This window comes from Flavobacterium sp. LC2016-23 (assembly GCF_009674775.1).
GTDB lineage: Bacteria > Bacteroidota > Bacteroidia > Flavobacteriales > Flavobacteriaceae > Flavobacterium.
In genome coordinates, this window is the sequence record NZ_WKKE01000002.1 from 255,033 (window position 1) to 281,716 (window position 26,684).

Below are 26,684 nucleotides of genomic sequence, written 5' to 3' on the forward strand. Positions count from 1 at the left end.
TTTAACTCTTTGGGTGTAATTCAAAACTATGGTCAGGCTGAGCGGAGTCGAAGCCCCCTTTCATGTAAAAAAGCCTTCGACTCCGCTCAGGATGCCCTTCGACTTCGCTTAGGATGACAATGATTTCTAAAAGAATAAAGATATTTTATTCAAATTATACCTTTTGTCTATTTGTTTTTAGATCAAATCAGAGTTTCTTCTATTCCAGTTTTTTTATAATTCGGTCTGTACCTTCTTGTAAACCTTTGTAGTAATCTCCTTTTTTTAGTTCGGGAATTACAAAAGTAGATACGATGCTTTCTACTTCTTTGTCGCTAAGTTTGTTACGTAATTTGTCAAGTCCGCGAATTTGTATCTGCCTTAATTGTTTGCTTATCACCAGTATAATAGAAGCATCAATTTTCAGGCTGCCATTGAGATATTTATCAAGATCTAAAGAGTAATCGCTAAGATCTGTGTAGGGACTTATGGAGGAGGTAGTCACGATAATAATTTTGTGTCCGGTTTTTGTTTCACAGGATTTTAAAGTTGCACTTAATGTCTGTACCTCTTTCGGAGTCAGAATTTTTTCGAAGTCATTGACGTAATCGTACTTTTTTTCGAAGATGTTTTGTGTTCCGGTTTTTGTTTGGGCAAAAAAGCTATTCGAAAAAATAACAGAAAGCGCAATAATGAAAAATATTTTTTTCATGGTAGATTTGTTTTTTGGGGAGCCGCAAAATTACCACTTTATTGTTAGAATTCGTCTTGTAATTTGATACTAAAAGGTTACTATTTTTATTTATGGGATTTTGAGGTACTTTGATGTATAAGACTTGCTTCTGCAAACCTTATTTTTTCTAATAAATCTCACGCAAAGACGCAAAGTCGCAAAGTTTTTTTTCTATGCTTTAAGAATTGGTGATTTAGTAAAAAAAAGCTTTAAATAAAACGGTCCTGTTTTAAGCAAGGGGATTTAAAACTTTGCGACTTTGCGACTTTGCGTGAAAATAATAAAAAACTATTCTCAAAATCATACACAAAACTTTACATCAAAATCATCTTAAAAAAAAATCCGATTTGCCTGAGCAAACCGGATTTTTAAATTGAAAATTATATGTAACCGTAAAACGGCTTTGTATTACAAGTGAATTACTTCGCCGTAAGCATCTGCCACAGCTTCCATAACGGCCTCGCTCATTGTTGGGTGAGGGTGGATGGATTTTAGAATTTCATGACCTGTAGTTTCCAGTTTACGCGCTACAACTGCCTCAGCAATCATATCTGTAACTCCGGCACCAATCATGTGGCATCCTAACCATTCTCCGTATTTAGCATCGAAGATAACTTTTACGAATCCATCTGAGTTACCTGCTGCTTTTGCTTTTCCTGAAGCAGAGAAGGGGAATTTACCAATTTTTAAATCGTATCCTTTTTCTCTGGCTTGTTTTTCAGTCAGACCAACAGAAGCAATTTCAGGAGTTGCGTAAGTACAACCAGGAACATTTCCGTAATCGATTGGGTCTACGTGTAATCCTTTGATTTTTTCAACACAGTTGATTCCTTCAGCAGAAGCTACGTGAGCTAAAGCCTGCCCCGGAGTAACATCTCCAATGGCGTAATAACCCGGAATATTGGTTTGGTTGTAAGCGTTTACCAAGATTTTATCTCTGTCAACAGCAATTTCAACTTCTTCTAAACCTATGTTTTCAATGTTTGTTTTGATTCCAACTGCAGAAAGTACGATGTCAGCTTCAAGAATTTCTTCTCCTTTGGCTGTTTTTACCGTTGCTTTTACGCCCGCTCCTGAAGTATCCAATGATTCTACAGAAGAACTGGTCATTACTTTAATACCTGCTTTTTTCAAAGATTTTTCAAATTGTTTTGAGATATCTTCGTCTTCTACCGGTACCACGTTTGGCATAAACTCTACAATAGTAACATCTGTTCCCATTGAGTTGTAGAAATGTGCAAACTCTACTCCAATTGCTCCTGAACCTACGATAATCATAGATTTTGGTTGTGTTGGTAATGTCATTGCCTGACGGTATCCGATTACTTTTACACCATCCTGAGGTAAGTTTGGTAACTCACGGGAGCGTGCTCCGGTTGCAATGATAATATGATCTGCACTATATTCGGTAACTTTATTGTCTTTGTCTGTAACGTCCAGTTTTTTTCCCGGTTTTAGTTTTCCAAAACCTTCTATGACGTCAATTTTGTTTTTTTTCATCAGGAACTGAACTCCTTTGCTCATTCCTTCTGCCACATTACGGCTGCGTTGTACCACAGCAGGGAAATCTTTATCAAATTCAGAAACTTTTAATCCGTAGTCAGAAGCGTGTTTCAGATAATCAAAAACCTGAGCTGATTTTAGCAATGCTTTTGTCGGGATACATCCCCAGTTCAAACATACACCACCAAGGCTTTCTTTTTCAACTACAGCTACTTTAAAACCTAATTGAGAAGCTCTGATCGCTGTAACATATCCGCCGGGACCACTTCCTAAAACAATAACGTCGTATTTCATTTTTTTTGCTTTTAGTATTTACTACCGAAAATGAAGTTTATGAATCCGAAACTCATTTTCAATTTCTTTGTTATTTGTGATTGCGAATTTAAGGATTTATTTTAAAAAAATAGTAAGTTGTAAAAAAGTAAAAAGGTAAAATGTGAAATGTTGGTTTAAATATCCTACATCTCACATTTTACCTTTAACGTTTTACTAAAGCCGGTTAAACCTTAATATGTCCCCAGTTTTCACCGCTGGCAATGCGTCTGATTTGCATTTCGCTTACGCCAAATTGCTTGGCAATCATTTTCAGACGTGTTTTTTGTTCCGGTCTGGCGAGGATTTTCTTGATTAACATCACTTTGGTGGTGGTTAATTTTCTTCCGTCGGCTTTTAGGTTGTGTTCGATCAGATTCTTTTTGGCCTGGATTACATGCGGGCTTTTGCGGCTGTGTTCCATCATTTCGGCTTTTGTTGCCCAACGCAGGTTACTGACATCATCATTGCTTCTGTTGTAATCTAAATGAAGGACATAAATTTGTTCTTCGGATTCTTTAGGAATAAAATACTGTGCTACTAATTTGTATAAAAACAGGTATTTGTTGACAATATTGTCGTCTTTCTTTACTTTAAAGCGGAAGGTCGGATATCCGTCACTTAGCCCTCCTTTTAAAAGCCGGCCGTTTTGTATTTCGTCGGTAAAACTTATTAATCGTCCTCTGTTTGAAATGGCATATCTAAGCTGTAAAGAGGCATTTATTTCTATTTCTTTGAATTCTTCGTTTGGATAAAATCTATTTATTGGCATTGTCTTTTACATTTGATTTGATTCTCAAATATAAAAAATTCAAAAAGGAGAAAGGCTATTGGATTGGTTATGAGACTCAGTTTTATGATTCTTATAACGCTATTTTAACTTTTTTAAGAACTTTTTTAGCATTTGAAAACGGATTTTACTGCCTAAAATTTAAAAAAGAAGATGTTTTTGAAGTAGAAATTATCAAAAAATTACTGGTCAAGCCAATTCTTGAAATTGTTTATTTCCTTTTTGCTGATGATTATGGGGTCGTCTTCTACAGGTCGAACGGTAAGTTTCAGTTCGATTTTCTGGTTTGAATGTTTGATGACTTCTTTGATAATGTTTCTGTTTACAATATATTTTCTGTTGACTTTAAAGAAAATAACCGGATCCAGATTGTGAATGATATCGGTAAGGGTATTGTTGTACAAATGGCTGTTTCCTGAATTTAAATAAATAAACAGGTGTTTGCCGGAAGCTACAAAATAGGTAATATCATTTTCGTTGACAGAAATAAGTTTGTATCCGTGGTTCACTAAAAAGTGGCGCTGGATTTTGCTGGTTTCGGGATTTTCGATTGCAACAAGTGACTGTATGGTAGCATCGCTGTTGAAAGTGTTTTTTATTTTTTTGAATTTCTCCAGTGCTTCAAACAATTCCTGTTCTTCAAAAGGTTTCAGGAGATAATCGATCGTAAAATGTTTGAAAACCCTTATGGCGTAAGAATCATAAGCTGTAACGAAAATAACAGGGCAGGCGATAATGGTTTTTTCGAAAATTTCGAGACTTTTTCCGTCGCCGAGATGAATGTCCATAAAAGCCAGGTCAACGTTATTTTCAGCAAAAAAAACAACAGCTTCTTTTACCGATTTTAAAACTGTTATTTCTGCGATCGGTACAATATTTTGCTGTTCTAAAATAGATTTCAGATAACTCGAAGCAAGATATTCATCTTCAACAATGGCAATTTTCATCTTCTTTTGAATGGTGTATTGCTTTGGTACTATTACAAAGCGGGTATTTGACTCTGCAAATATATTAGTTAAGCTTTATAATCGATGATCCTGAATTGTTTTTTTATTGAAATTTTGAAGTGATTTTGTTTAACGAGAGCGTTTAAATCAGCTAATATGTTTTTATTTTACTGCTGTAATAAACAAAAAGAGGCCCAGTTTTGCAACTGGACCTCTTTCAAAAAAAACAATAGGTATTATAGATTGGGATTGTTTAATCTCGCATTTGCCGGGTAGATAATGGTATAACGCGGATCGTTTTGTATCAGTTTGTAAGTATCACCATCTAAGGTATGGATGATTTCTTTTTGTGTTGTTCTTCTTAAATCAAACCAACGGTGTCCTTCAACAGCAAATTCACGGTGTCTTTCTTCCAAAATGAAGTTGGTTAAATCAGCAGCATTCATTGCATTGACAGTAGTTTCAAGTTGTGTATATCCTGCAGCAGTATATCTGTTTTTGATAAAGCTTAAAACAGTTGTTTTAGCATCACCAATATTATTCAGTTTTAACGCAGTTTCTGCTTTCGTCAAATACAACTCAGAAGTTCTGAAAGAACATTTTTGATCATCGTTACCTCCTTTTTGAATTCTGAAACGGCTTCCGTTTGCTAAAAAGTAAAGAGGAAAACGTAAATCAGTAGTCTTGCTGTAAGCCGCAATTAATTCAGGTGAAGCATAAGATGTTCCTTTAAGACCGTTAATGTATCCGTCTTCAAGCGCTAAAATTGATTCTTTCGAATTGAATTTAGTTGCGAAAACCGGCGTAGCTTTTAGGTCCACTAAAGTGCTGTTGATCGCTAAGGCTTTGTTGGCAGCATCAAAAGATTTTTGCCATTGTTGTTGGTACAAAAAGATACGGCTTTCTAAACTAAATAATGCAGCTTTAGAAAAACGGTAGTTTTTACCTGTTGCCTGTGTATCTAAATTGATTAATTTCTCTGCTTCCTGCGTATCGGCAATAATCTGATTGTAAATTACTCCAACACTTTCAGGTACAAAAGCCTGCTCTAAATCGATCTCAAGTGCCAAAGGAACTCCTTTGTCTGAACCTGCCGTTGCAGCGTTGTAAGGTTTACCAAAAAGGTTTACCAAATCAAAGTATGCCATTGCTCTTAAGGCATAAGCTTCTCCTACTAATTGGTTTTTTTCAGGTGAAGCGTCTAATTTTGAAGCTGCTTCGTTGATTACCACATTCGTGTAGAAAATTACAGTATACAGATCCTGATATTGGAACGTAAAGGTAATACGGTCCGGATTAGAATCTTTCCAGGTATAAATGTCTTTGTAAACATTTAATTCATCGCTAAATTCATTCATTGTCAATTCATCTGTACGAACTGCAGTCAATGATTTGTGTTCCGGATAACTTGCATAACCTGTTGTTAAAACAGCACGATATTGTTCAAGTGTTTGTGGAATAACACGACCTACAGGTGTAATATCCAGGTAATCGTCGCAACTTGTTACCGCAAGTGCTGCAACAAAAAGAGCTATATATTTTGAGAATTTTTTCATCTTTAAATTTTATTAGAAAGTTACATTACATCCTAAAGTAAATGACTTAGGAACTGGTTGTGCATAAATGTTTCCGAATGTTTCAGGGTCAAAATACCCTTTGTAGTCAGAACTGATTACGAATAAGTTTCTTGCCTCAACATTAAATCGGATGCTTTGAATGTTGATTTGGTCTGTAAACGCTTTAGGGAATGTATAACCTAAACGCATACTGCTCAATCTCATATAACTCATTTCGCTAACCCATGTATCTAAATAATTGTAAGTCGGGATTTGGTTTTGTCCTGAATACCATAGGTATGCCATGTAAGAATCTCCTGTTCCTGAATCTTTACCATTAATTGCAGGTAAATTAGAGGATGTATTCGTTGGTGACCATGCATTCAAAATTTCATTACTGTAATTTTGTCCTCTGTCAACTGTTGTTCCGTTGTAAGGAGGAGTTCTTACTACTGTTTGTTTTAAATTAAAAGAAGCAGCAATGGTAAGATCAAAATTACTTACTTTGAAAGTATTCGTGATACCGCCTGTAAATTTAGGGTCTTTGTCTCCTAAGTACGTAAACAAATCTCTGAATTCACTTGCTGATAATTTTGACTGTGTCAATTCTCCAGGGAAGAAGTCAGCATAAGGATCAAATAGACCAAAGAATGTCTGAGTGTTTACCGTTTCTCCTTTTTTGTTTACAAATAAAGGATACCCGTTTTCGTCAATTCCGTTTGTTTTAAATCCAAAAACAGCATTTACACCACGTCCTTCTCTGTTCGGCAGGTAATCAGTGTCACGTACTTCGATACGGTCAATGTTACTTTTGTTATGAGAAAAGTTAATGCTTGTATTCCATTTAAAGTTTGGACGATCGATATTTTTGGTAGACAAAGTAATTTCGTAACCCTTATTGCTTACTTGTGCCCAGTTTAAATTCGTGTATTCAAAACCATTTTCTAACGGAAGTGCTCTTAAACCAATAAGGTCTGTACTTTTTCTTCCGTATAAATCAGTTACAATGCTGATACGGTTATTGAATAAACCAAGATCCATACCTAAGTTGGTATTTGTTGTTTTTTCCCAACGTAATTTATCATTTGGCGGGCTTTCCACTACAAGTGTAGGTTCTGTTTGTCCCGGTAAAATAATGGCACTACTACCTCTTCCTACTACATAAGGAGAAGTTCCTTTGTCAATGTTCCCTTGTAATCCGTAAGAAGCACGAAGTCTTAAGTTAGAAAGTGTTAAATTATCTTTTAAGAAATCTTCTTCAGAAACTGCCCATGAAGCAGAAGTAGACCAAAGTGGTAAGTATTTATATTTAGGATCTACACCAAATAAATCGGAACCATCATATCTAACACTTCCAAAGAAGCTGTACTTTTTGTCATACGTATAAGATGCCGTTGCAAAAAAGGAAGCGAAAGCATTTTCATTTTTAGTTTTAGCGTAAGTTCTGTAATCAGCGTCATTAGCAAAAGATGACGTTGGGAAAATAATTTGTTGTGTAGTTAAATTATTTTTATCAAAACCAAATCCTTTAGTAGCAACAGAGGTATTGTAATTTCTTCTTAACTCATTACCCACCATTGCTTCAATTTCATGTTTCTCTCCTATAACTGTAGTGTAGTTGATCATTGTTTTCAGGTTGTACTGAAAAAAGTCAGTATTACTGTTTTGAATCACACCACCATCAGGAAGGAAATAATTGAAAGCTCCGTTTGAGAAATATCTTGATTTTTCTCTTTGTTTTCTCGTGTAATAAGTTTCTTTACCGGCATATTTTTCACTAGACGTATTGTCCAGTTGTAAACCTAACTGACTTGTTACTTTTAAGTCTTTAGTTACTTTATATTCAGCATCCAATAACGCTTTTACAGCTCTGGTTTTTAAATCATAAGAGGTATTGGCTCTTTCTTCAAGGAAGTTAAAAGGCACGTAACGATCTGAATAACCTGAAATGTCTTTATCATATTTATAACTTCCGTCAGCATTGTAAGGAGTTAAATACGGGTTTACATTTCTGGAGTAATTTGCAGGGTTAGTAAAGGCATCCGTATCTGTTAAGTATGACGTAGTCTTATTTTCAGATGCGAAGATTCCAACACCAACTTTGAATTTATCTGTGATTTCATAGTTGTTTTTTAACGTTAAGTTGTAACGTTTGAAACCGGTTCCAATAGTTGTTCCTTTCTCATCATAGTATCCTAAAGAGAAATAGTAATCTGATTTTTCACCACCTCCGGATAAGCTTAAACCGTGTTGTGTATTTATGGCAGTCTGGTACAATAAGTTACCCCAGTTGGTATTGTTTCCTCTTAAGCTGTTAATAGATTGTTGTGTCTGAGGGCTTAAAGAAGAGAATCCACCGGCTCTGAAAGCTGCTAATTCATTCGATCCGTTAAGGATACGAGCAATATCACCACCGGTGTCTCTATAAGTTAAATCTTCACGTCCTGCCATGCTAAGCTCTAAATCGACTTTCTCACTTGCGTTCATTAAGTTTAATTTAGAAAATTCAGGTCTTTGTGTAATAAAGGTATTTGTATTGAAACTTACGACCATTTTACCGGCTCTACCTTTTTTAGTAGTTACTACTATTACACCATTTGCGGCACGTGCACCATAAATAGCAGTTGCAGCAGCATCTTTTAAAATAGTAATATCTTTAATATCATCCGGGTTTAAACCAGCGATAGAATAATTAGTAAGATTATCAATATTGTCCTTATCGTAGTTTTTTGGAACTTCATTGTTCTCTAATGGTAAACCATCCAATACCCATAAAGGATCTTGTGTACCACTTAAAGAAGCAGTACCCCTGATTCTGATTTTTGCCGGTGCTCCGGGTGCTCCTGACGGAGTACTAACGGCAACCCCCGCAATTTGTCCAACTAACAACTGGTCAATACTGGAAACCCCTGTTTGCTGGATCGCAGACATATCAATTTTTGTAACGGCAGAAGTAAGTTTTCTTTTCTCAATTTTCTGGTAACCTGTTACCACTACTTCCTGAAGCTTTGCAGTCTCAGATTTTAAGCTAACCGTATAATTTTTCTGAGCATCTAATTCAAGAGTATACGATTTGTATCCCATAAAAGTAACTCTCAAAGAAGTAATATTCTTTGCTATTTTCAGGGTAAATTTACCATCAAAATCGGTTGTTGTTCCGATTCCTTCACTTTGAATAATTCCGGCATAGGATGTTTTGTTTGAAATGGAATTGTTTTCAACAAAAATCGATGCACCGGGTATTGGCGACTGATCCGCTTCGTCTAGTATTATACCCGTAATAGTTCGGGTTTCCTGCGAGTATCCTGCGATGGCCAGGAGAAGCAGTAGGGCATGTAAAATTTTTCTCATGTTTTTGGGGGGTTATTTATTAAAAGGTTGTGTTACTTAATGCTTTTTCAATTCTTTGTATTAAATCGGTATAATGGTTCTGGGTAGACTGATCTCCGGTATTCTTTTTGCTTTTTAAAAGCTGAAGCACTTTTCCAAGTTCTCCTTTTTTATCAGAAGTGACTTCTGTAATTCTTTTTAAAGAGTACTGATTAATGTTTCGTATCATTTCTCCGTCCTGCATATACGTACATAACTGAGGCATGTTTAAGGTGTGTAAATCAACTGTCTTCTTAGGTTCCGTTTTTTCAAATATTTTATTTGTTGATATAATTAAAATATCTACATAATTCTTTTGGGTCATACGCTCTAGAATCGTTAGTGATTTGTTTAAGATCGTTGGGGCAAAAATCTCCTGATGTAATTTTTTGAACAATTCATTTACGGTAAAAACCTTTTCTTTGGTTTCATTTCGCTGGTATAACTCATTCTCCGTCATTCTTAATAAACGTTCATCGCTCAATAAATCGTACAATATTCCGCATTGTAATTCTCTTGCCAAAGTGTAAGGTGTATATTCATAAGGCCCTAGTGGAGAATCTTTTAACGGATTCGTTTTGTCTAAAACCGAATTAAAAAACAACCATTGCGGAATTGTAATTACATTCTTTACTAAATAGTCTGCTGCTCTTTTTTGCATGACGGCAGGAACCGGAACGTAGCTTTGTTTGTTGTCTCCGTGAACCGTTACGTTAAGGTACATACCACCAATATTGTTTAATACGTGACGGTTGTACAATTGCCATTGACCAATGGTTCCAATGTATAATTTAGCCGTTTCGTAATAAGACTGATCCTTATCGTACGTCCAGTCTAAAATATTATCTACGACACGTTTTAAGTTTTTCAATCCGTATTCACTTGCTTTTACAGCATCATTTCCTAAATCTTCCGATTGGGAACGCGGATCAATTACTTCTCCCTGCTGTTCGCCATAAAAATAAATCGGATCGTTTTGATGTAAAGTAATCAGGGAATTCAGTTTTAATCTCTCATTATCATTATTTGCATACCATCTGTATCCCCATTCGATAGCGTATTTATCATATTCCCCAATTTTTGGAGTGATAGCCGTAACATTATCTTCTGGTTGTGCCACATAATTATAACGTGCATAATCCATAATCGAAGGAGCCGTTCCACCCATTTTTGCCGTGAATTCTTTAGAACGCAAAGACTCAACATCATAAGCAAAAGAAGCACCCATATTATGTTTCAGCCCGAAAGTGTGACCTACTTCGTGAGACGATACAAAGCGGATCGCTTCTCCCATATGTTCATCGCTAAAGGTATTTCCTCTTGCCTTCGGATCAATTGGCCCGGTCTGAATACGCATCCAGCTCTGTAAAGACGTCATTACATTATGCCACCAGATGATATCGGCTTCAATAATTTCACCACTTCTTGGGTCAACAACCGATGGTCCCATCGCATTTGACTTTTGCGAAGCAGCATAAGTAATAACAGAATAACGTACATCGTCAATATCAAAATCCAAATCGGCTTCTGTAGGCTCTTTGGCAATTATTGCATTTTTAAAACCGGCTTTTTCAAAAGCAACCTGCCAGTCGTGAACACCGTCAATAATATATTTTCGCCACTGTTTTGGAGTCGAAGGATCAATATAATAAACAATAGGTTTTTTAGGTTCCACCAATTCACCTTTCAGATATCTTTCTTCATCTTCCTTTTTAGGTTCTAATCTCCATCGGGTAATGAGTTCTTTTTCAACCATTGCCTGTTGGGCATCGGCAAAATACCAGTGTTTTTCTGTGAAATAACCAATGCGGTTATCAGAAAAACGGGGCTTCATCGGAACTTTATCCAGTAGAACAATATTGCTTGTCACACCAAGGGTTACCGATAAAGCAGGGCCTCCTTCACTAACAGAAGTCGTTAACTGTGATTTTACTACCACATTTTTCGGGAATGCTTTTGAACTTTCGATATAGGATAAATTCGATTGTACCGAACCTCCAAAGTCGATATTGCTCAGGACATCGTTAAAGCTTTTTTGTTTTCCGTCAAAAATTTTGTTGACCTTAATAACAACCGAAGTCGAATCATTATTTTTGGTTTCAATATCAAATACTTCAATAATAGATTCTGAAAAATTATCTTTTACCGAAGCGGTTATCGCATCGTCTTTCGGAGAAGAAACTTTAGGCAGATAAGATTTTACCCAAACTTTCTTTGCTACTGTATCTTTATAGAAACGGATTACTTTGTTTTCGTAATTCATTCCTTTATTGAATCCGAAATCATTAACCTGAAAAGGAACCTGGGATAATTTGTTTACTACTAAAAATTCCCTTTCGAATAAACTGTCCTGAATTTCAAAATAAACATCTGTTTTAACCTGGATAATATTAAAAAGACCTTTTTTTACGGTTCCTTTTTTTACAAGGTCATCGTATTTTTTTCCTTTTTTCGAAGAAGTGGTGTCTTTTGCTATTTCAGTAGTATTGTCTTTTTTCTTATTCTTTTGTGAAAAAACAGAAATAGGGCCTAATAAAAATAAAACTAATGCGACGATTACTTTTAAGTTACACAGGATTGCCTTTCTCCTCATTGTGGTGTTAATTTTAGGTTAATTTTTGCTCGAAAATATTTGTTATCCGGTCAAAAAAAAAAGGAAAAGGAGTGAATGGCTTTTTTTTAGGAGTGAATGTCAATTAAAGGCAAAATACATACGAAATTGCCTTCTTTTTCTGTAGCCTGGAAATCAGTTTTCGAATAATAACTGTAAATGCTCCTCAGGTAATTTAACCCAAATTTAGTGCCTGGTTCTGAATTTTGTTTTGGCTGCAGATTATTAGAAATAACAACGTGATCAGCCTTAATAACAATTCTGGTGTGCAAAGGAATTTCCGAAGTAGCCATATTATGTTTAATGGCATTTTCGATTACGATCTGAAATGCGAGGTACGGAAGACTCTTAGTCAAAGCCGATTCGTCCTCAATTTCAATAGAAAAAAATAACTCTTCCCGGAAACGGGTTTGCTGCAGGAAAATATATTTCTCTATAAATAACAGTTCATTTTTAAGCAGCACAATATTTTTTTCTGGCGGATCAATTAGATAACGATAAATACGGGACAGATTCAGGGTGAATTTCTGCGCTGTTTTTATATCGCTGTCAATTAACATATAAAGGGAGTTTAACGAATTGAATAAAAAATGCGGATTGATTTGTTCTATCAATTGCTGTAACTGCATCAGTGCCTTTTCCTTGACAATTTTTTCGTTTTCTACCAGTAGTGTATTTTTTTCCTGAATAACCACTTCTTTTTCCTGATACGCTCTTCGGTTGGCATATGTAAACAGATAGAAAATCAGAAGAAGCATGACAGTGGTAATCGAATAGATTAAAGTGGTATACTTTTTTATGGTAGTCACATCTTCCACGACAAAATCTTTTGGAAAACTAACACAAATGTACCAGTGGGAACCTTTTAAGTTCACTCTTTTAGTAAACCGGATGACATCAAGTTTAAGGTATTCCGATAAAGTTACCCTTTTTACATAATCTTGGTTTTTGTTGAAAATAGTGTCTGAAGCCTTTAGTGAACTAATATCGTAGACATTTTTTCCTATAAAGTCGGATTCAGGGTGAAAGATGCAGGTTCCTTTCTGATCAAATACAAAAGCATAATTGGGTGCAGTACCGTCAATTGTTGCAAAATAATCGTGCAATGCTTTTAAATTGATATCATAACCATATCGCACAGTGGTATTGTCAGGAGAAACCAACTTGAAATAAATTCTCCATATCCATTCTTTACCCTGAGGAATAACGGTGCTGATGTGTTGTGCAGTGGTGTTTTGAAGTACAAAATCGCGAATGTTGTTTTTTAATGCAGTAGAAACAGTATCATTCCCAAAATGAATTTCACGGTCATTAATCTTAAACCAATTATTGGTTAGCAAAGAACTTGTCATCTGAATGGAACTCAGCACTTCCAGATTGGCAGAAAGGTTTTTCGAATTACTAATCTTTACAACATTTTTAATCTGATTTTCCTGTTCCAGAAATTTTGAAAACTCCTGCGACATAAACTCCTGCTTCTTGATAAAATTTCGTTGTGCAGCCTCCTCATTAGATTTTTCAGTGAGATCCGTAATTAAGCTACTCAGGAAATATACCGAAATTACGGTAAGCAAAATAGAGATAGTTCCGTAAATCAGGAACGCTCTTCTGGAGGTGATATTGCTAAATCTGAATTTCAAAAAAGAATTGTTTGTTTAGAATTGAAAAATTAATTCGCCACTGAAAATTGTGAATCGTACAGGTTTTTGTAATAGCCGTCGGTTTTGTTCAGCAATTCCTGATGGGTTCCCTGTTCCACAATTAAACCTTTGTCCATCACTACAATTTTGTCTGCGTTTACAATGGTGGCCAGTCGGTGTGCAATAATAATTGAAGTCCTTCCTCTTGTAATGGTTTCGGTTGCACGCTGAATCAGTTCTTCCGAATAGGTATCAATAGACGAAGTAGCTTCATCTAAAATCAAAATACTCGGGTTACTCACATAAGAACGTAAAAAAGCAATTAGCTGACGTTGTCCTGAAGAAAGCATAACACCACGTTCCTTAACATCAAAATCATAATTGTCCGGCAGACTCATAATGAAATCATGTACTCCGATTTTTTTGGCGGCATTCAAAACCTGTTCCCGGGTAATCTCCGGGTTGTGTAAGGTAATATTGTTGTAGATCGTATCGGCAAACAGAAACACGTCCTGTAAAACCACGGCAATTTGTTTTCTTAGCGAAGCCAGCGTATAGTTCTCGATATTCTGGCCGTCAATATAAATAGTTCCGCTGTTAATTTCGTAAAAGCGATTCAGTAAATTAATAATAGTCGATTTTCCCGCACCTGTTGATCCGACAATAGCTATAGTTTGACCCGAAGCAACCGATAAATCAATTCCTTTTATGACTTCTTCCTCCGGAATGTAACTAAAACGGACTTCCTTAAATTCGATGCTTCCATCAAAAACAGGTGCTTCCAGCGTTCCGGTATCCTGAATGTGATCCTGTGTGTCAATAATATCAAAGACACGATTGGCCGCAATCATGCCCAGCTGCATCTCATTAAATTTATCCGCAATCTGTCGCAAAGGATTAAACAGCATTCCGATGAACATCGTATAGGAAAACAAATCCCCAAAAGTCGTAAAATGGTCCCCGTTCAGAATCCGGAATCCGCCATAAACCACTACCAGTCCAAGGGTAATCGATGAAATAATATCGGCAATCGGGAAAAATATCGAGTTGTACAGAATGGTTTTTATCCAGGCCACTTTGTGTTTGTTGTTTATTTCTTTAAAATTTTCGGCTTCGATTCGCTCCCGGTTAAAAAGCTGTACGATCTTCATTCCGGTAACACGTTCCTGAACAAACGAATTCATGTTGGCAATCTGCGTACGAACTTCCTCAAAAGCAACCTGCATTTTACGCTGAAAAATTCGGGTAATGTAAACCAGTATTGGCATGGCAACGACCACAATCCAGGTTAGTTTCCAGTTCATGTAAAACATAAAAATCAGTACCACCAGCATTTTCATCAGGTCACTGATAATCATAAAAAGTCCCTGGCTGAAAATTCGGGCAATCGATTCAATATCAGAAACCGATCGGGTGACCAATTGACCCACCGGAACCAAATCAAAATACTTCATCCTGAAGCTCAATATATGTTTGAAAAGTTTGGTACGGATATCCTTTACAATATCCTGTCCGAGCCAGTTGGCCCAGTACACAAAATAAAACTGGGAGAAAACTTCCATCAGAAGAACAACGCCCATCAAAATAATATACATCAGCAATCCATGCTGATCGTGTGTTTTGATATAGCCGTCGACCGTTTGTTTTAATAAATAGGGACGGAGTGCTGCAAAAACGGACAGTGAAACGGCAAAGATAATAACGCCGTAATAGCGCCCTTTGTAAGGTTTGGTATATTTTAGGATTCGTTTGAATAAACGGGTATCAAATGCTTTTGCTTTCATTTTTTCTTGCTTTAAGCTTTAGGCTTTAGGCTATACGCTTCAGGCTTAATGCTTGCTTTTTTTTGCTTTAAGCTTTAAGCTTTACGCTTTACGCTTTACGCTTGTTTTATTTTTTGCTTTTTGCTTTTTGCTTTAGGCTTAGGCTTGCTTGTTTTTAAGCTTAATGCTTAAAGCTTATAGCCTAAAGCATATATAATCTAAAGCTAAATATATTCGTAATCAATTTCAGTTAAATATAATCCGTGTGCCGGAACTGAAAACCCGGCTTTTTCTCGGCTTTTACTGGCAATAATGTTTTCAAAATCTGCCAGTGAAATTTTGTGCAGGCCAATGTTGATCAGAGTGCCGACAATGGACCGAACCATATTCCTAAGAAATCGATTCGCCGAAATCGTAAAAACAAGCTTGTTGTTTTCATGCGTCCAGTACGCCTCAAAAATCGTGCAGTCAAATGTATTGACATCCGTATTCACTTTCGAAAAACACTGGAAATCGGTATGATTCAACAGGGTTTTCGCGGCTTCATTCATCAAAACTACGTCTAATTTTTGATTAAAATACCAACTCAATTCCTCCAGAAATGGATTTTTAACAGTGTTGATGTGATATTCGTACGTTCGCTTCGTCGCATCAAACCGACAATGCGCATCATCATGAACCTTTATAAGATCAAAAATGGCAATGTCTTTAGGTAAATAGGAGTTGAGTTTGTGTACTAAAACCGCAATATCAATCGGATTTTCAAAATCAAAATGAGCATACATTTGCTGTGCATGCACACCCGTATCAGTTCGCCCGGCTCCCATAACATTGATAGAAGAATTTAACAAAACCGAAAGAGCCTTGTTTAAAGTTTCCTGAACAGAAGAGGCGTTAGGCTGAATTTGCCACCCGTGATAGTGTGTTCCGTTGTATGCGAATTGAATAAAATATCTCAAAGTAAAGATTCATAGGTTTTGAGGCGCAAAGGTACGAAGATTTTTTTCTTTGAAGGTACAAAGGTTCACAGGTTCAGAGGTTCACAGGTTTTCTTTTCAGACAAATATTTTAGTGGTTTTGATAAGTTTAAATTATTATTCCACGGCGTCTGTAAAAACGTTAAAAAAAAGTAGCACTTGCTGCCAACGACCTTAGTGGTTCAATAGCTAAAAGGAAAAACCTTTTGCCTTTGTCTCTCTGAACCTTTGCACCTCCCCAAAAAATCTTTGTACCTTTGCGCCTCTGAACCTTTGTACCTTAAAAAAATTGAAAAAAATCCTCCTTCTTTCCGATACGCACAGCCATATTGATGATGTAATTTTAAAATACGTGGCACAAGCCGATGAAGTCTGGCATGCCGGTGATATTGGTGATCTGAATGTTACGGATACTATAAAAAAACTGAAACCTTTACGTTGTGTCTATGGCAATATAGATGACGCAAAAGCCAGATTGGAATTTCCGTTGCACAACCGTTTTTTATGTGAAAATGTAGACGTCTGGATCACTCATATCGGGGGGTATCCGGGGAAATACAATCCGAATATCAGGGAAGAAATAGCGGCAAATCCACCTAAATTATTTATTTGCGGGCATTCCCATATCCTGAAAGTCATGTTTGATAAAAAGAATAATTTATTGCACATGAATCCCGGAGCAGCAGGCAAAAGCGGATTCCATCAAATGCGAACCATGTTGCGGTTTGTAATTGATGACGATAAAATTAAAGATCTGGAAATCATTGAAATTGGTAAAAAATAACCTTTTACGAAATCGGAATCTTTATTTTTACAGAGGTACCGTTGTTTCCGTTTTCTTTGGAAAGAATAGTCATGCTTCCTTTTAATTTTTTAATTCGCGCCCTTATCCGGTTAAGGCCAAAACCTTCGGTTTCGTTTAGTTTATCGGCATTAAATCCCCTTCCGTTATCCTGAATAATAAGAATGAACCAGTTTTCGTTTTCACGCAACGAAATCTGAGCTTTTGATGCCCCGCTGTGCTTTATGATATTATTTAATAATTCAGATACGATAAAGTAAATTTTCATTTCGAATTTTTCCGGGTATCTTTTTTCGCCCGGAATTGAACTTAAAAACTGAAAATGAATATGATGGGTTGTGTTTTTCTCACATAAATCTTCGAGAGCATGCAAAAGTCCAAAACGAATCAAAAGAGCAGGTATCAGTTCATGTGACATGTCCCGTAACCGATCGTGGGCCTCTTCTAAAATAGCTTTGGCCTTAGAGAGTTCTTCAGAGTGAATGTTGTTTTGCGTTGAAAATGCATTGAGATGCAAACCAACGGAAGAAAGTAAAGAATTTATATTATCATGTAAAAAAGCGGCAATTTTTTTTCGCTCATTTTCCTGACCGTCAATCCCTGAATTAATGATATTGAGCTGTATTTTTTGTTTGATATCTTTTTGTTTGTTTTTTCGCTTTAATTCGCCATTGCGGTAATAGAAATACGATAACATCAGGAGCATTATAACAAGAATGATAAGTAAGCTTACGATCTTTTTATTGTCAGTTTTAATAAGCTGGAGTTGTTCCTTCTTTATTGAAGTTGGGATGATTTCGGTTTTTTCTAAAAGCAGTATGTGCGGTCTCAAGGCAAAGCTTGTAGTTGTTACTAAAAGTATAAGAATCAGTATTTTTTTTGAAATTGACATCGAAAAGAGCGTAATTATGGATTTATCAAATTGTTTTTTAAAGCATATTTTACAAGACCAATCATATTTTTGATTTTCAATTTTTTCATTATGTTTTTTCGATGCGTTTCTACCGTACTCAGACTTATAAAAAGTTGTTCGCTTATTTCCTTTCCACTGTATTCCAGTGATATTAAAGTAATTATTTCCAGTTCTCTGGAGGTCAGAAGCTGGTTTTCGGTAAACGATTTTTTATTGAATTTAGGATTGTTGTTAGTGAAGCTGGCAAAGATTTTTTCTCTGATATGATTGTCAAAATATTCTTCATCATGATGTACCGCAGTAATGGCTTCAATAATGTTTTCACCTGCACACTTTTTGGTCAGATAGCCTTTGGCGCCCAATTTCATGACCTCTTTTATTATTTTCAAATCATCATAACTCGAAAGAATAATGACTTTGCATGGAAATTTCTTTTGACCGAATTCTTTAAGTACTTTAATCCCATCCTTTTCAGGCATGCTGATATCGAGTAATAAAATATCTGTTTTGTTTTTTAAGACATCTTCGTAAATAGTAGTTCCGTCCAAAGAATGACCTACTACTTCAAAGTCCGTTACAGTGCTTAATAAATTAGCAAGACCGTCAATCAGTACCTGATGGTCGTCTGCTAAATGTATTCTTATTTTCTCCTTCATTATCCTTTTTACTATCGGGATCAAATTTATAAATAATAACTTACAAATAAAAATACTTTTAGTTAATCTCTAATACTGTTTTAATTTTTTCGCACAAAAAAACCCGAATTATAAAATCCGGGTTTTTTCACACAAATAAATTAAGTTTATAGGTTTACCTCAAACGATCTACAGATTTTACAAGATCTTCGTCCTTTTTGATGGCCTTATTAGCTAACACTAATAACACGATAGCAACAATCGGAAGAAACATCCCAATACCTTTCTCTGAAACAGTAACTGTCTCTCCAGATAAATTTAGTGATCGATATACAAATAATCCTAATAAAATTAAGTTTAATATTATGTTCAGCCTGCCCATCACAAACTGATTTTGTCTTTTCTTATATGAAATAATACTGATAATCGTAAGCATTGTACTCAGACCCAACAAAATGGTGTACACCTGATCCTGCATAAAATAAAATGCTTTTCCGTTGTTTAATGTCCAAAGCGGAATAAAAAACACCAATACCCCCGTTACGATGAAGGTAAGAATTAAATATACGGTCTGAATTCGTTGTATCATGGTCTAAAATTGTTTTACAAAAATATATTTTCTTTTTTATAAATACTATTGTATGATAAAATTTTATTCGTATTATTGCATCATAATACCGTAAGCACTTCATACTGCGGTCAATTCAAAACAATTATCTACCTATTCTTTTACAGTATTTCTGTTAAAATAATTAAATTCATAGAACATTCATGTTTGATATTTCTGCATTAAAAGAAATGAAGCTTTCTGAGCTTCAAGAAATAGCTAAGTTAGCTAAAACTATAAAGTTTAATGGCGTTAAAAAAGAGACTTTAATCAGTCAGATTTTAGCACACCAGGAAGCGACTGTGGTACCACCTGTTAGTGCTGTTGCCGATGCGGAAATAGTGGATGACAAACCAAAAAGAGCAAGGATTGTTCCCGTAAAAAAAGCCGCCATTAGCAAAAATGCTCCGGTTTTGGAATTTGATAAAGTGGAAGAATCCCCTGTAAAAGCTGAAGCTCCCGAGGTTTTAGAGAAAACTCCTGAAACACAAGAAGCCCCAAAAGCAGAACCAACTACAGAGAAAAAGACAGTTGAGAAAAAGGGACCAAAAATCGTAAAATTTAATAAATCAGCTTACGAAAAAAAGGTCGCTCAGCAAAAAGAAAAAGAAACCGTAAAAGAAGTTGTTACTGAAGAAGGACAGGAGGTTGTTGATAATCAGGCTGTAGCAGCTGAAAAAATGGAAACACCTGCTCCGGTAAAAAAGATAAACCCGAATCAGAATAAAACCCAGAATCCCAATCAAAACCAGGCTCCTGCAGCTCAGAACCCGAATCAGAATCCAAATCAAAACGGGAATGGAAACGGGAACGGGAACAACGGGAATCAGAATCCAAATCATAAAAATAAAAAGAATAATTTCAGGGATTCAGACTTTGAATTTGACGGAATTATAGAAAGTGAAGGTGTGCTTGAAATGATGCCTGACGGATACGGATTCTTACGTTCCTCAGATTATAATTATTTAGCCTCTCCGGATGATATTTATTTATCCACTTCACAAATCAGGTTATTTGGTTTAAAAACCGGAGACACCGTAAAAGGAGTGGTGCGCCCTCCTAAAGAAGGCGAGAAATTTTTCCCTTTAGTTCGTGTACTGAAAATTAACGGTCACGATCCTCAAGTAGTTCGCGACAGAGTTTCTTTCGAACACTTAACCCCGGTTTTTCCTTCTGAAAAATTCAAACTGGCCGAAAAAGGCAGTTCCGTTTCAACCCGTATTATCGATTTGTTTTCTCCAATCGGAAAAGGACAGCGTGGTATGATAGTCGCGCAACCGAAAACCGGTAAAACAATGCTGCTAAAAGACATTGCCAACGCAATTGCAGCCAATCACCCTGAAGTGTATCTTATCGTTCTTCTTATTGATGAGCGTCCTGAGGAGGTTACCGATATGCAGCGAAGTGTTCGTGGAGAAGTGATCGCTTCAACTTTCGACAGGGAGCCGCAGGAACACGTGAAAATTGCCAATATTGTTCTTGAAAAAGCAAAACGTCTGGTTGAATGCGGACATGACGTGGTTATTTTATTAGACTCGATAACGCGTTTAGCAAGAGCTTATAATACCGTTCAGCCGGCATCCGGAAAAGTATTAAGTGGTGGTGTGGATGCAAACGCATTACAAAAACCAAAACGTTTCTTTGGAGCGGCAAGAAATGTAGAAAACGGAGGTTCGTTAAGTATCATCGCAACTGCATTGACAGAAACAGGTTCTAAAATGGATGAGGTTATCTTTGAGGAATTCAAAGGAACCGGTAACATGGAATTACAACTGGATCGTAAGATTGCCAACAAACGTATCTTCCCGGCTATCGATTTAACGTCTTCAAGTACACGTCGTGACGACTTATTATTAGACGAAAAAACATTACAAAGAATGTGGATCATGCGTAAATACCTATCCGATATGAACCCGGTAGAATCAATGGATTTTGTAAACGAACGCTTCAAAAAAACCAGAAATAACGAGGAGTTTTTGATTTCTATGAATGACTAAGGAAAGGTGCTGAGGTACTAAGTTGCAAAGGTACAGAGGTTTTTCTTTTGGAATCTATACTATAAAAAAAGGGATGAGTTTAAAACTCATCCCTTTTTGTTTTTTGTAAACTTGTGTGTCAGGTAAACTATTTTTTATTTTTTTGTGTTCAAAATCTCATTCGAATTCCAGGATCTTCACAATATTTGTCAGACTGAGCGAAAAGAAAGGTGCTGAGGTGCTAAGTTGCAAAGGTACAGAGGTTTTTTCTTTTGGAATCTATACTATAAAAAAAGGGATGAGTTTTAAACTCATCCCTTTTTTGTTTTCTTTACTTAGAGCCTTAGCACCTTAGTGCCTCAGTAACTTTAAAAAAACCTCTGAACCTCTGCCACTTTGAACCTTTGTCCCTACTATTTAATAGGTTTATCAACTACCGGTCTGTTCTCTCTGTTCGCTAAATCCCAGGCTACCACAAATGCTAATTGCGCTCTTTTGGTTAAAGCGTCGTATTCGATTTTTTGAGGTTCATCACCTTTTCCGTGGTAGTCTTCGTGAACTCCGTTGAAGAAGAAAACAGCAGGAATACCATATTTTGCGAAGTTATAATGGTCAGAACGCTCATAAAAATGATTTGGATCTTTCGGATCATTAAATTTGAAATCTAAGTCTACTTTGGTGTACTTTTCGTTTTGGCTCACCACTGTATTGTGTAATTCCGTAGATAAACGGTCAGCACCAATTACGTAAACATAATTATTGGATTTTGCATGTTCTACATCGCGGCGTCCGATCATGTCAATATTGATATCTGTGATCGTGTTTGCAATGGGGAACAACGGGTTTTCAGAATAATAACGGGAACCGTGTAATCCGTGCTCTTCTCCGGTAACATGAAGGAAAAGGATAGAACGTTTTGGTCCGTGTCCGTCTTTCTTGGCTTTTGCGAATGCTTTTGCTATTTCCATAACCGCTACAGTTCCGGAACCATCATCATCAGCACCATTGTAAACTTCACCGTTTTTAATTCCAACGTGGTCATAATGTGCTGAAATTACCAGTACTTCATCCGGTTTTTCAGAACCTTCAATATACGCCCAGATATTTTCGGAATCAGGTAAATTTTCGTTGCGTTTTGCATTCAGGAATGCCGCCGGAATGGGCTGATAGTAATTTTTTGCTCCTTTAGGAAACGAAATTCCGTTCTTTTTGTATTGCTCAATCATATAAAGACCGGCTTTTTTCTGTCCTTTTGAACCCGTTTCGCGGCCTTCCATTTCATCTGAAGCAACAACGTACAGCATGGTCTTTAGATCCTTTTCGGTGATGACTTTCATGTATTTCGTTGGATCTGAATTGTCCTTAGAGGTAGCCAGTTGGGCATTTTTACATGAAAATGCAGAAGTAATTAATAATAAAATTACAAGTTTTTTCATTTTTGGTTTAGTGTAAATTGATGAATGTGTAAAAAATATAAAATAAAAGTAAAAATAAAATAAAAATGGAGTTTATGACGAACAAAAACACGCTTTTTATAAAAGATACTATTCTCGTTTCCCCATAAAAACGATGGTGTGCCGGATAAAAATAATAACACATCCATATTGTTCCGACAAATGTTATGATATCGGATATGACGGTTAGTGGGCTGTCTTCTCCAAATAAACCGAATAACCTGTTTACAATAAACAAAATCAGGAAGATTAAAAGCAGAAACGAAAAATAATGCAGTGTAAAAATCCCGTGGTCAAAATAATACCATTTCTTTTTGTTGTGAAAAATCCATAAAAAGAAAGCGAAAAACGGCATTATGATAAACAATATTTTGGGAATATTATGAAAAAAGGACTCAATAAATTTTTCAATGATTTCCTTTTTAGTGTAGTGTTCGGTAACATTCGTTACTTTTTCATAAGCCCAGTATTGAAAATCGGTAAGTTTCTCGTCTTCTTTTCCATATTTCTGAATTGAATCTATTTCTTTCATGGATTTGAAATCGAAAAATTTGCTGGAAACATTCATGTTACCTTCCTTATTCGCCTGACTGATTATTTGAGCGGTATTCAGTTCTTTCTCGCTTTTATCAAGCCCTTCACTTACTTTGCTGGGGAATAGAGCAATTAAAAGAAAAGTGATAAAACTGATAAAAATATACAAACGAACCGGTGCTAAATAAGAAAGCCTTTTTCCGGAAAGATATTCTTTAGTCAGCGTTGAAGGTTTAAAGAGCAGATTTTTGATCGTTTTCCAGAAAGCATTTTCGTAATGCGTTAAGTCTTCAAAGAAATGAATAAATAAATGGTGGAATGTTTTTCTGCTGTCTGTATTTTCCTGTCCGCAATTCGGACAAAATTTATGCTCTACAACGTGCCTGCAGTTTAAACAGGTTTTGTCTTTTCTAATCGGACTATGTGACATTGGTTATTTTTGGTTAATTTGGTTTTGTTGTTGTTTTTGCCCACGGATTTAGGGGATTTAAACGGGTTTACGCTGGTTTTTTATTACTTATGTCAATCTGCTAAATCTGTTTAATCTCCGCGCTATTCTTTTTTGCGGCGAACTACGCGAATTTAAATAAATTTTTAAAATAATAATCTGTGCCAATCCGTTTAAATCCTTCAAATCCGTGAGTTATTTCAAAGCTTATTTTTTCAAAACTTCATTTAAGAAAAGCTGTAAATGTTCGAATGATCTTTTGGCTGCTTTTTCATTGTAAGCCGCTCCTTTTGAATTGTCATTTCCGGCTTCAGGATTGGTAAAAGAATGTACAGAATTAGCATAGTAAATCATTTGCCAGTCTGCTTTTGAGTCACGCATTTCCTGTTGAAAAGCGGTAATTTCTTCTTTCGAAACGAAGGGATCATCAGCACCGTGGCAAACCAAAACTTTGGCTGTAATAGGTTCAACGGTTCTTGCAGCATCTTTGCCCAGTCCTCCGTGAAAAGAAGCTACTCCTTTTACATTCAGATGGCCACGTGCGGCTTCAAGAACTCCTGTTCCTCCAAAACAATATCCGATCGCAACAATATTATCAGCATTTGCACCGGATTTGATTAATTCCTGTAAAGCCAGATTGATTCTTTTTTGATATTCGGCGAAGTTGGTTTTAAAGTAACCGGCCTGTTTTCCTGCTTCAGCAGTATTTTTTGGATAGTTTCCTTCACCATAGATATCAGCGATGAAAACATGATAACCAAGTTTTGATAAGTTTTCGGCAATTTGTTTAGAAGCATTGTCAATTCCTAACCATGCCGGTAAAAGTAAGATTCCGGGATTGTGACTGCTTTTTTTAGCAGCTTTTATAGATAAACCATTTAATACCTGAGCACCGTCAGTGTATTTTACCGTTTTCAATTGTGCATTTATAGTGTTTGAAAACAATATAGTAGCGAAGAGGAGCAGGGCTGAATTTTTCATAGTTTTACAATTTTTAACAAATATCAGAAATATTATGTTACAAAAAAACCTCAAAAGATATTTCTTATGAGGTTTGCTAAACTATGATTTAGTAGATTAATTATTTAATAATTAGTGGTTTATAAGCTGATGTTTCTTTTAAAAGCGCAGCCCAGTTCTACCATCGAGTCGGTTTTGGCGATTCCGGGAATATTATCGATTTTTTCGTATAATATTTTACGCATGTGCTCGTGGTTTTTTGCCGTAATTTTCAGGTACAACGTAAAGGACCCGGTTACAAAATAACATTCCGTAATCTCCGGAATTTCTTTTAGGGCCTCAATAATCCTTTCGGAGTCCGAATCTTTATTCAGCGTAATTCCGGTGAAAAAAGCCCAGTCATAACCGATCTGCTTTTCATTCAGTATAGGTTTAATGCCCGTAATGATGCCCTGTTCAAACAAACGGTTAATACGCTGATGTACCATTGTATTTGAAATTTTCAAATTAGTAGCAATAGTCGAAAAGGCAATTCTGCCGTCTTTTTCTAATTCTTTGATAATGTTAATGTCAAATTCATCTAAAATATCCATGCTGCTGTTTTTTACAGGTTTAATCGATGTAAAGATAGAAATAAGTCTGGTTTGAAATCAATAATAAAATGTAGAATTGACTTTTATTTTTAGCTTAAATGATGAATTTGATTTTTATAAGGCGTAATTGAGTTAAAAATTGTTATTTAATGCTTGTAAATAAATAATTTTTATATTTTTGCTTCCATAAAAAGAAAACAGCATGGGACATCAGCAAGAAATACTTTCTTCAAAATCAGAAGTTTTGATAGAAAAAGAAAATAAATACGGAGCGCACAATTACCATCCGCTTCCCGTAGTTTTAGAAAGAGGAGAAGGCGTTTATGTATGGGATGTTGATGGAAAAAAATATTATGACTTTTTATCTGCATACTCTGCCGTAAATCAGGGACACTGCCACCCGGTTATTATAAAAGCAATGACGGACCAGGCTCAGAAACTGACTTTGACTTCTAGAGCCTTTTACAACGATAAATTAGGAAATTACGAAGAGTTTATCACCAATTATTTTGGCTTTGATAAAGTATTACCCATGAATACAGGAGCTGAAGCGGTTGAGACTGCTCTTAAACTGTGCAGAAAATGGGCATACGAAGTAAAAGGAATTCACGAAAACCTGGCTCAGATTATTGTTTGCGAGAATAATTTCCATGGAAGAACCACCACTATTATTTCATTTTCGAATGATGAGGGTGCCCGTAAAAACTTCGGTCCTTTTACAGACGGATTTATAAAAATTGAATATGATAATTTAGAAGCTTTGGAAAAAGTTTTGGAATCTTCAAAAAATATTGCCGGATTCCTTGTAGAACCTATTCAGGGTGAAGCCGGGGTTTTTGTTCCTTCTGAAGGATATTTGGCGAAAGCAAAAGCGCTTTGTGAGAAACACAATGTATTGTTTATTGCAGATGAAGTTCAGACCGGAATTGCACGTACGGGAAAATTACTAGCCGTTCATCATGAAAATGTGCAGCCCGATATTTTAATCTTAGGAAAAGCGATTTCAGGCGGTGTTTATCCGGTTTCTGCGGTTTTGGCGAATAACGAAATCATGAATGTCATCAGGCCCGGTCAACACGGTTCTACTTTTGGCGGAAATCCTGTTGCTGCTGCGGTGGCAATTGCAGCACTGGAAGTGGTAAGAGACGAAAAATTAGCTGAAAATGCAGAGCGTTTAGGGATTATTTTAAGAAAAGGGTTAAACGAAATTGCAGAAAGAAATGACCTTATTACGCTAGTACGCGGTAAAGGATTACTAAATGCGATTGTAATTAATTGCGGCGAAGATTCTGATCTGGCGTGGGAAATCTGCCTGAAATTCAGAGACAACGGACTATTGGCAAAACCAACGCACGGGAATAAAATCAGACTGGCACCGCCTTTGGTGATGACAGAATCTCAAATTCAGGAATGTCTGGAAATTATTGAAAAGTCATTAAATGAGTTTAGATAAATAAATTAATTCAGCTTACTTTACTACATAAAAAAGGCGATTGCATTGAGCAATCGCCTTTTGTTTATAATTGGTTTTCTAAAAAAAGTTGGACTTAAAAGTTTAACTTCAGGCTTCCTGCCGGAAATT

Annotated in this window: 20 protein-coding genes; 3 read left to right on the top strand and 17 right to left on the bottom strand. The window is 36.0% G+C overall.

Annotated elements, in window-relative coordinates; all coding sequences use genetic code 11:
• Window positions 1-199: 199 nt before the first annotated feature.
• The 10 genes from GJU43_RS02675 to truA form a co-directional block, all read right to left on the bottom strand.
• Window positions 200-691: a YgcG family protein gene (locus tag GJU43_RS02675; RefSeq protein ID WP_154339301.1), complete on the bottom strand. Its 492-nt coding sequence runs from the start codon at window positions 689-691 to the stop codon at window positions 200-202.
• 429 nt (window positions 692-1,120) lie between these two features.
• Window positions 1,121-2,509 (bottom strand): dihydrolipoyl dehydrogenase, encoded by a 1,389-nt coding sequence (gene lpdA / locus GJU43_RS02680; protein WP_154339302.1) that lies wholly within the window; start codon window positions 2,507-2,509, stop codon window positions 1,121-1,123.
• 205 nt (window positions 2,510-2,714) lie between these two features.
• Window positions 2,715-3,299: an HNH endonuclease gene (locus GJU43_RS02685; RefSeq protein ID WP_154339303.1), complete on the bottom strand. Its 585-nt coding sequence runs from the start codon at window positions 3,297-3,299 to the stop codon at window positions 2,715-2,717.
• A 200-nt stretch (window positions 3,300-3,499) separates the two neighbouring features.
• A complete protein-coding gene (locus tag GJU43_RS02690) occupies window positions 3,500-4,264 on the bottom strand; it encodes a LytTR family DNA-binding domain-containing protein (RefSeq protein ID WP_154339304.1) in 765 nt (254 codons plus the stop codon).
• Window positions 4,265-4,500: 236 nt separating this feature from the next.
• The gene (locus GJU43_RS02695; RefSeq protein ID WP_154339305.1) at window positions 4,501-5,820 is read right to left on the bottom strand and encodes a RagB/SusD family nutrient uptake outer membrane protein; all 1,320 of its coding nucleotides are present in this window, start codon (window positions 5,818-5,820) and stop codon (window positions 4,501-4,503) included.
• A gap of 12 nt (window positions 5,821-5,832) precedes the next feature.
• Window positions 5,833-9,171 (bottom strand): SusC/RagA family TonB-linked outer membrane protein, encoded by a 3,339-nt coding sequence (locus GJU43_RS02700; protein WP_154339306.1) that lies wholly within the window; start codon window positions 9,169-9,171, stop codon window positions 5,833-5,835.
• Between the two features lie 19 nt (window positions 9,172-9,190).
• Window positions 9,191-11,782, bottom strand: a complete 2,592-nt coding sequence (locus tag GJU43_RS02705) for a zinc-dependent metalloprotease (protein WP_154339307.1) — start codon at window positions 11,780-11,782, stop codon at window positions 9,191-9,193.
• Window positions 11,783-11,868: 86 nt separating this feature from the next.
• Window positions 11,869-13,440: a histidine kinase gene (locus GJU43_RS02710; RefSeq protein WP_154339308.1), complete on the bottom strand. Its 1,572-nt coding sequence runs from the start codon at window positions 13,438-13,440 to the stop codon at window positions 11,869-11,871.
• A 29-nt stretch (window positions 13,441-13,469) separates the two neighbouring features.
• Window positions 13,470-15,224, bottom strand: a complete 1,755-nt coding sequence (locus GJU43_RS02715; RefSeq protein WP_154339309.1) for an ABC transporter ATP-binding protein — start codon at window positions 15,222-15,224, stop codon at window positions 13,470-13,472.
• 203 nt (window positions 15,225-15,427) lie between these two features.
• Window positions 15,428-16,162, bottom strand: coding sequence for a tRNA pseudouridine(38-40) synthase TruA (gene truA, locus GJU43_RS02720; RefSeq protein WP_154339310.1), 735 nt, complete (start codon window positions 16,160-16,162; stop codon window positions 15,428-15,430).
• A 307-nt stretch (window positions 16,163-16,469) separates the two neighbouring features.
• Here truA and GJU43_RS02725 point away from each other — a divergent pair, with 307 nt between their 5' ends.
• A complete protein-coding gene (locus tag GJU43_RS02725) occupies window positions 16,470-16,964 on the top strand; it encodes a metallophosphoesterase (RefSeq protein ID WP_154339311.1) in 495 nt (164 codons plus the stop codon).
• 4 nt (window positions 16,965-16,968) lie between these two features.
• On the opposite strand, the gene GJU43_RS02730 is transcribed toward GJU43_RS02725, so the two are convergent.
• The 3 genes from GJU43_RS02730 to GJU43_RS02740 form a co-directional block, all read right to left on the bottom strand.
• Window positions 16,969-17,874: a sensor histidine kinase gene (locus GJU43_RS02730; RefSeq protein WP_154339312.1), complete on the bottom strand. Its 906-nt coding sequence runs from the start codon at window positions 17,872-17,874 to the stop codon at window positions 16,969-16,971.
• Between the two features lie 14 nt (window positions 17,875-17,888).
• Window positions 17,889-18,551: a response regulator transcription factor gene (locus GJU43_RS02735; protein WP_154339313.1), complete on the bottom strand. Its 663-nt coding sequence runs from the start codon at window positions 18,549-18,551 to the stop codon at window positions 17,889-17,891.
• A 154-nt stretch (window positions 18,552-18,705) separates the two neighbouring features.
• Window positions 18,706-19,119, bottom strand: coding sequence for a DUF4293 domain-containing protein (locus GJU43_RS02740; protein WP_154339314.1), 414 nt, complete (start codon window positions 19,117-19,119; stop codon window positions 18,706-18,708).
• Window positions 19,120-19,301: 182 nt separating this feature from the next.
• On the opposite strand from GJU43_RS02740, the gene rho reads away from it, so the two are divergent.
• Window positions 19,302-21,134: a transcription termination factor Rho gene (rho, locus tag GJU43_RS02745; RefSeq protein ID WP_154339315.1), complete on the top strand. Its 1,833-nt coding sequence runs from the start codon at window positions 19,302-19,304 to the stop codon at window positions 21,132-21,134.
• Between the two features lie 392 nt (window positions 21,135-21,526).
• On the opposite strand, the gene GJU43_RS02750 is transcribed toward rho, so the two are convergent.
• The 4 genes from GJU43_RS02750 to GJU43_RS02765 form a co-directional block, all read right to left on the bottom strand.
• Window positions 21,527-22,549 carry a M28 family peptidase gene (locus tag GJU43_RS02750; RefSeq protein WP_154339316.1) on the bottom strand — a complete coding sequence of 341 codons (1,023 nt, stop codon included), beginning with the start codon at window positions 22,547-22,549 and terminating at the stop codon, window positions 21,527-21,529.
• A gap of 7 nt (window positions 22,550-22,556) precedes the next feature.
• Window positions 22,557-23,531, bottom strand: coding sequence for a DUF3667 domain-containing protein (locus GJU43_RS02755; RefSeq protein ID WP_154339317.1), 975 nt, complete (start codon window positions 23,529-23,531; stop codon window positions 22,557-22,559).
• A gap of 225 nt (window positions 23,532-23,756) precedes the next feature.
• Window positions 23,757-24,530: a dienelactone hydrolase family protein gene (locus GJU43_RS02760; protein ID WP_154339318.1), complete on the bottom strand. Its 774-nt coding sequence runs from the start codon at window positions 24,528-24,530 to the stop codon at window positions 23,757-23,759.
• Window positions 24,531-24,649: 119 nt separating this feature from the next.
• On the bottom strand, window positions 24,650-25,102 hold the full coding sequence (locus GJU43_RS02765) for an Lrp/AsnC family transcriptional regulator (RefSeq protein WP_154339319.1): 453 nt from the start codon (window positions 25,100-25,102) through the stop codon (window positions 24,650-24,652).
• A 202-nt stretch (window positions 25,103-25,304) separates the two neighbouring features.
• On the opposite strand from GJU43_RS02765, the gene rocD reads away from it, so the two are divergent.
• Window positions 25,305-26,555: an ornithine--oxo-acid transaminase gene (rocD, locus tag GJU43_RS02770; RefSeq protein ID WP_154339320.1), complete on the top strand. Its 1,251-nt coding sequence runs from the start codon at window positions 25,305-25,307 to the stop codon at window positions 26,553-26,555.
• Window positions 26,556-26,684 lie beyond the last annotated feature (129 nt).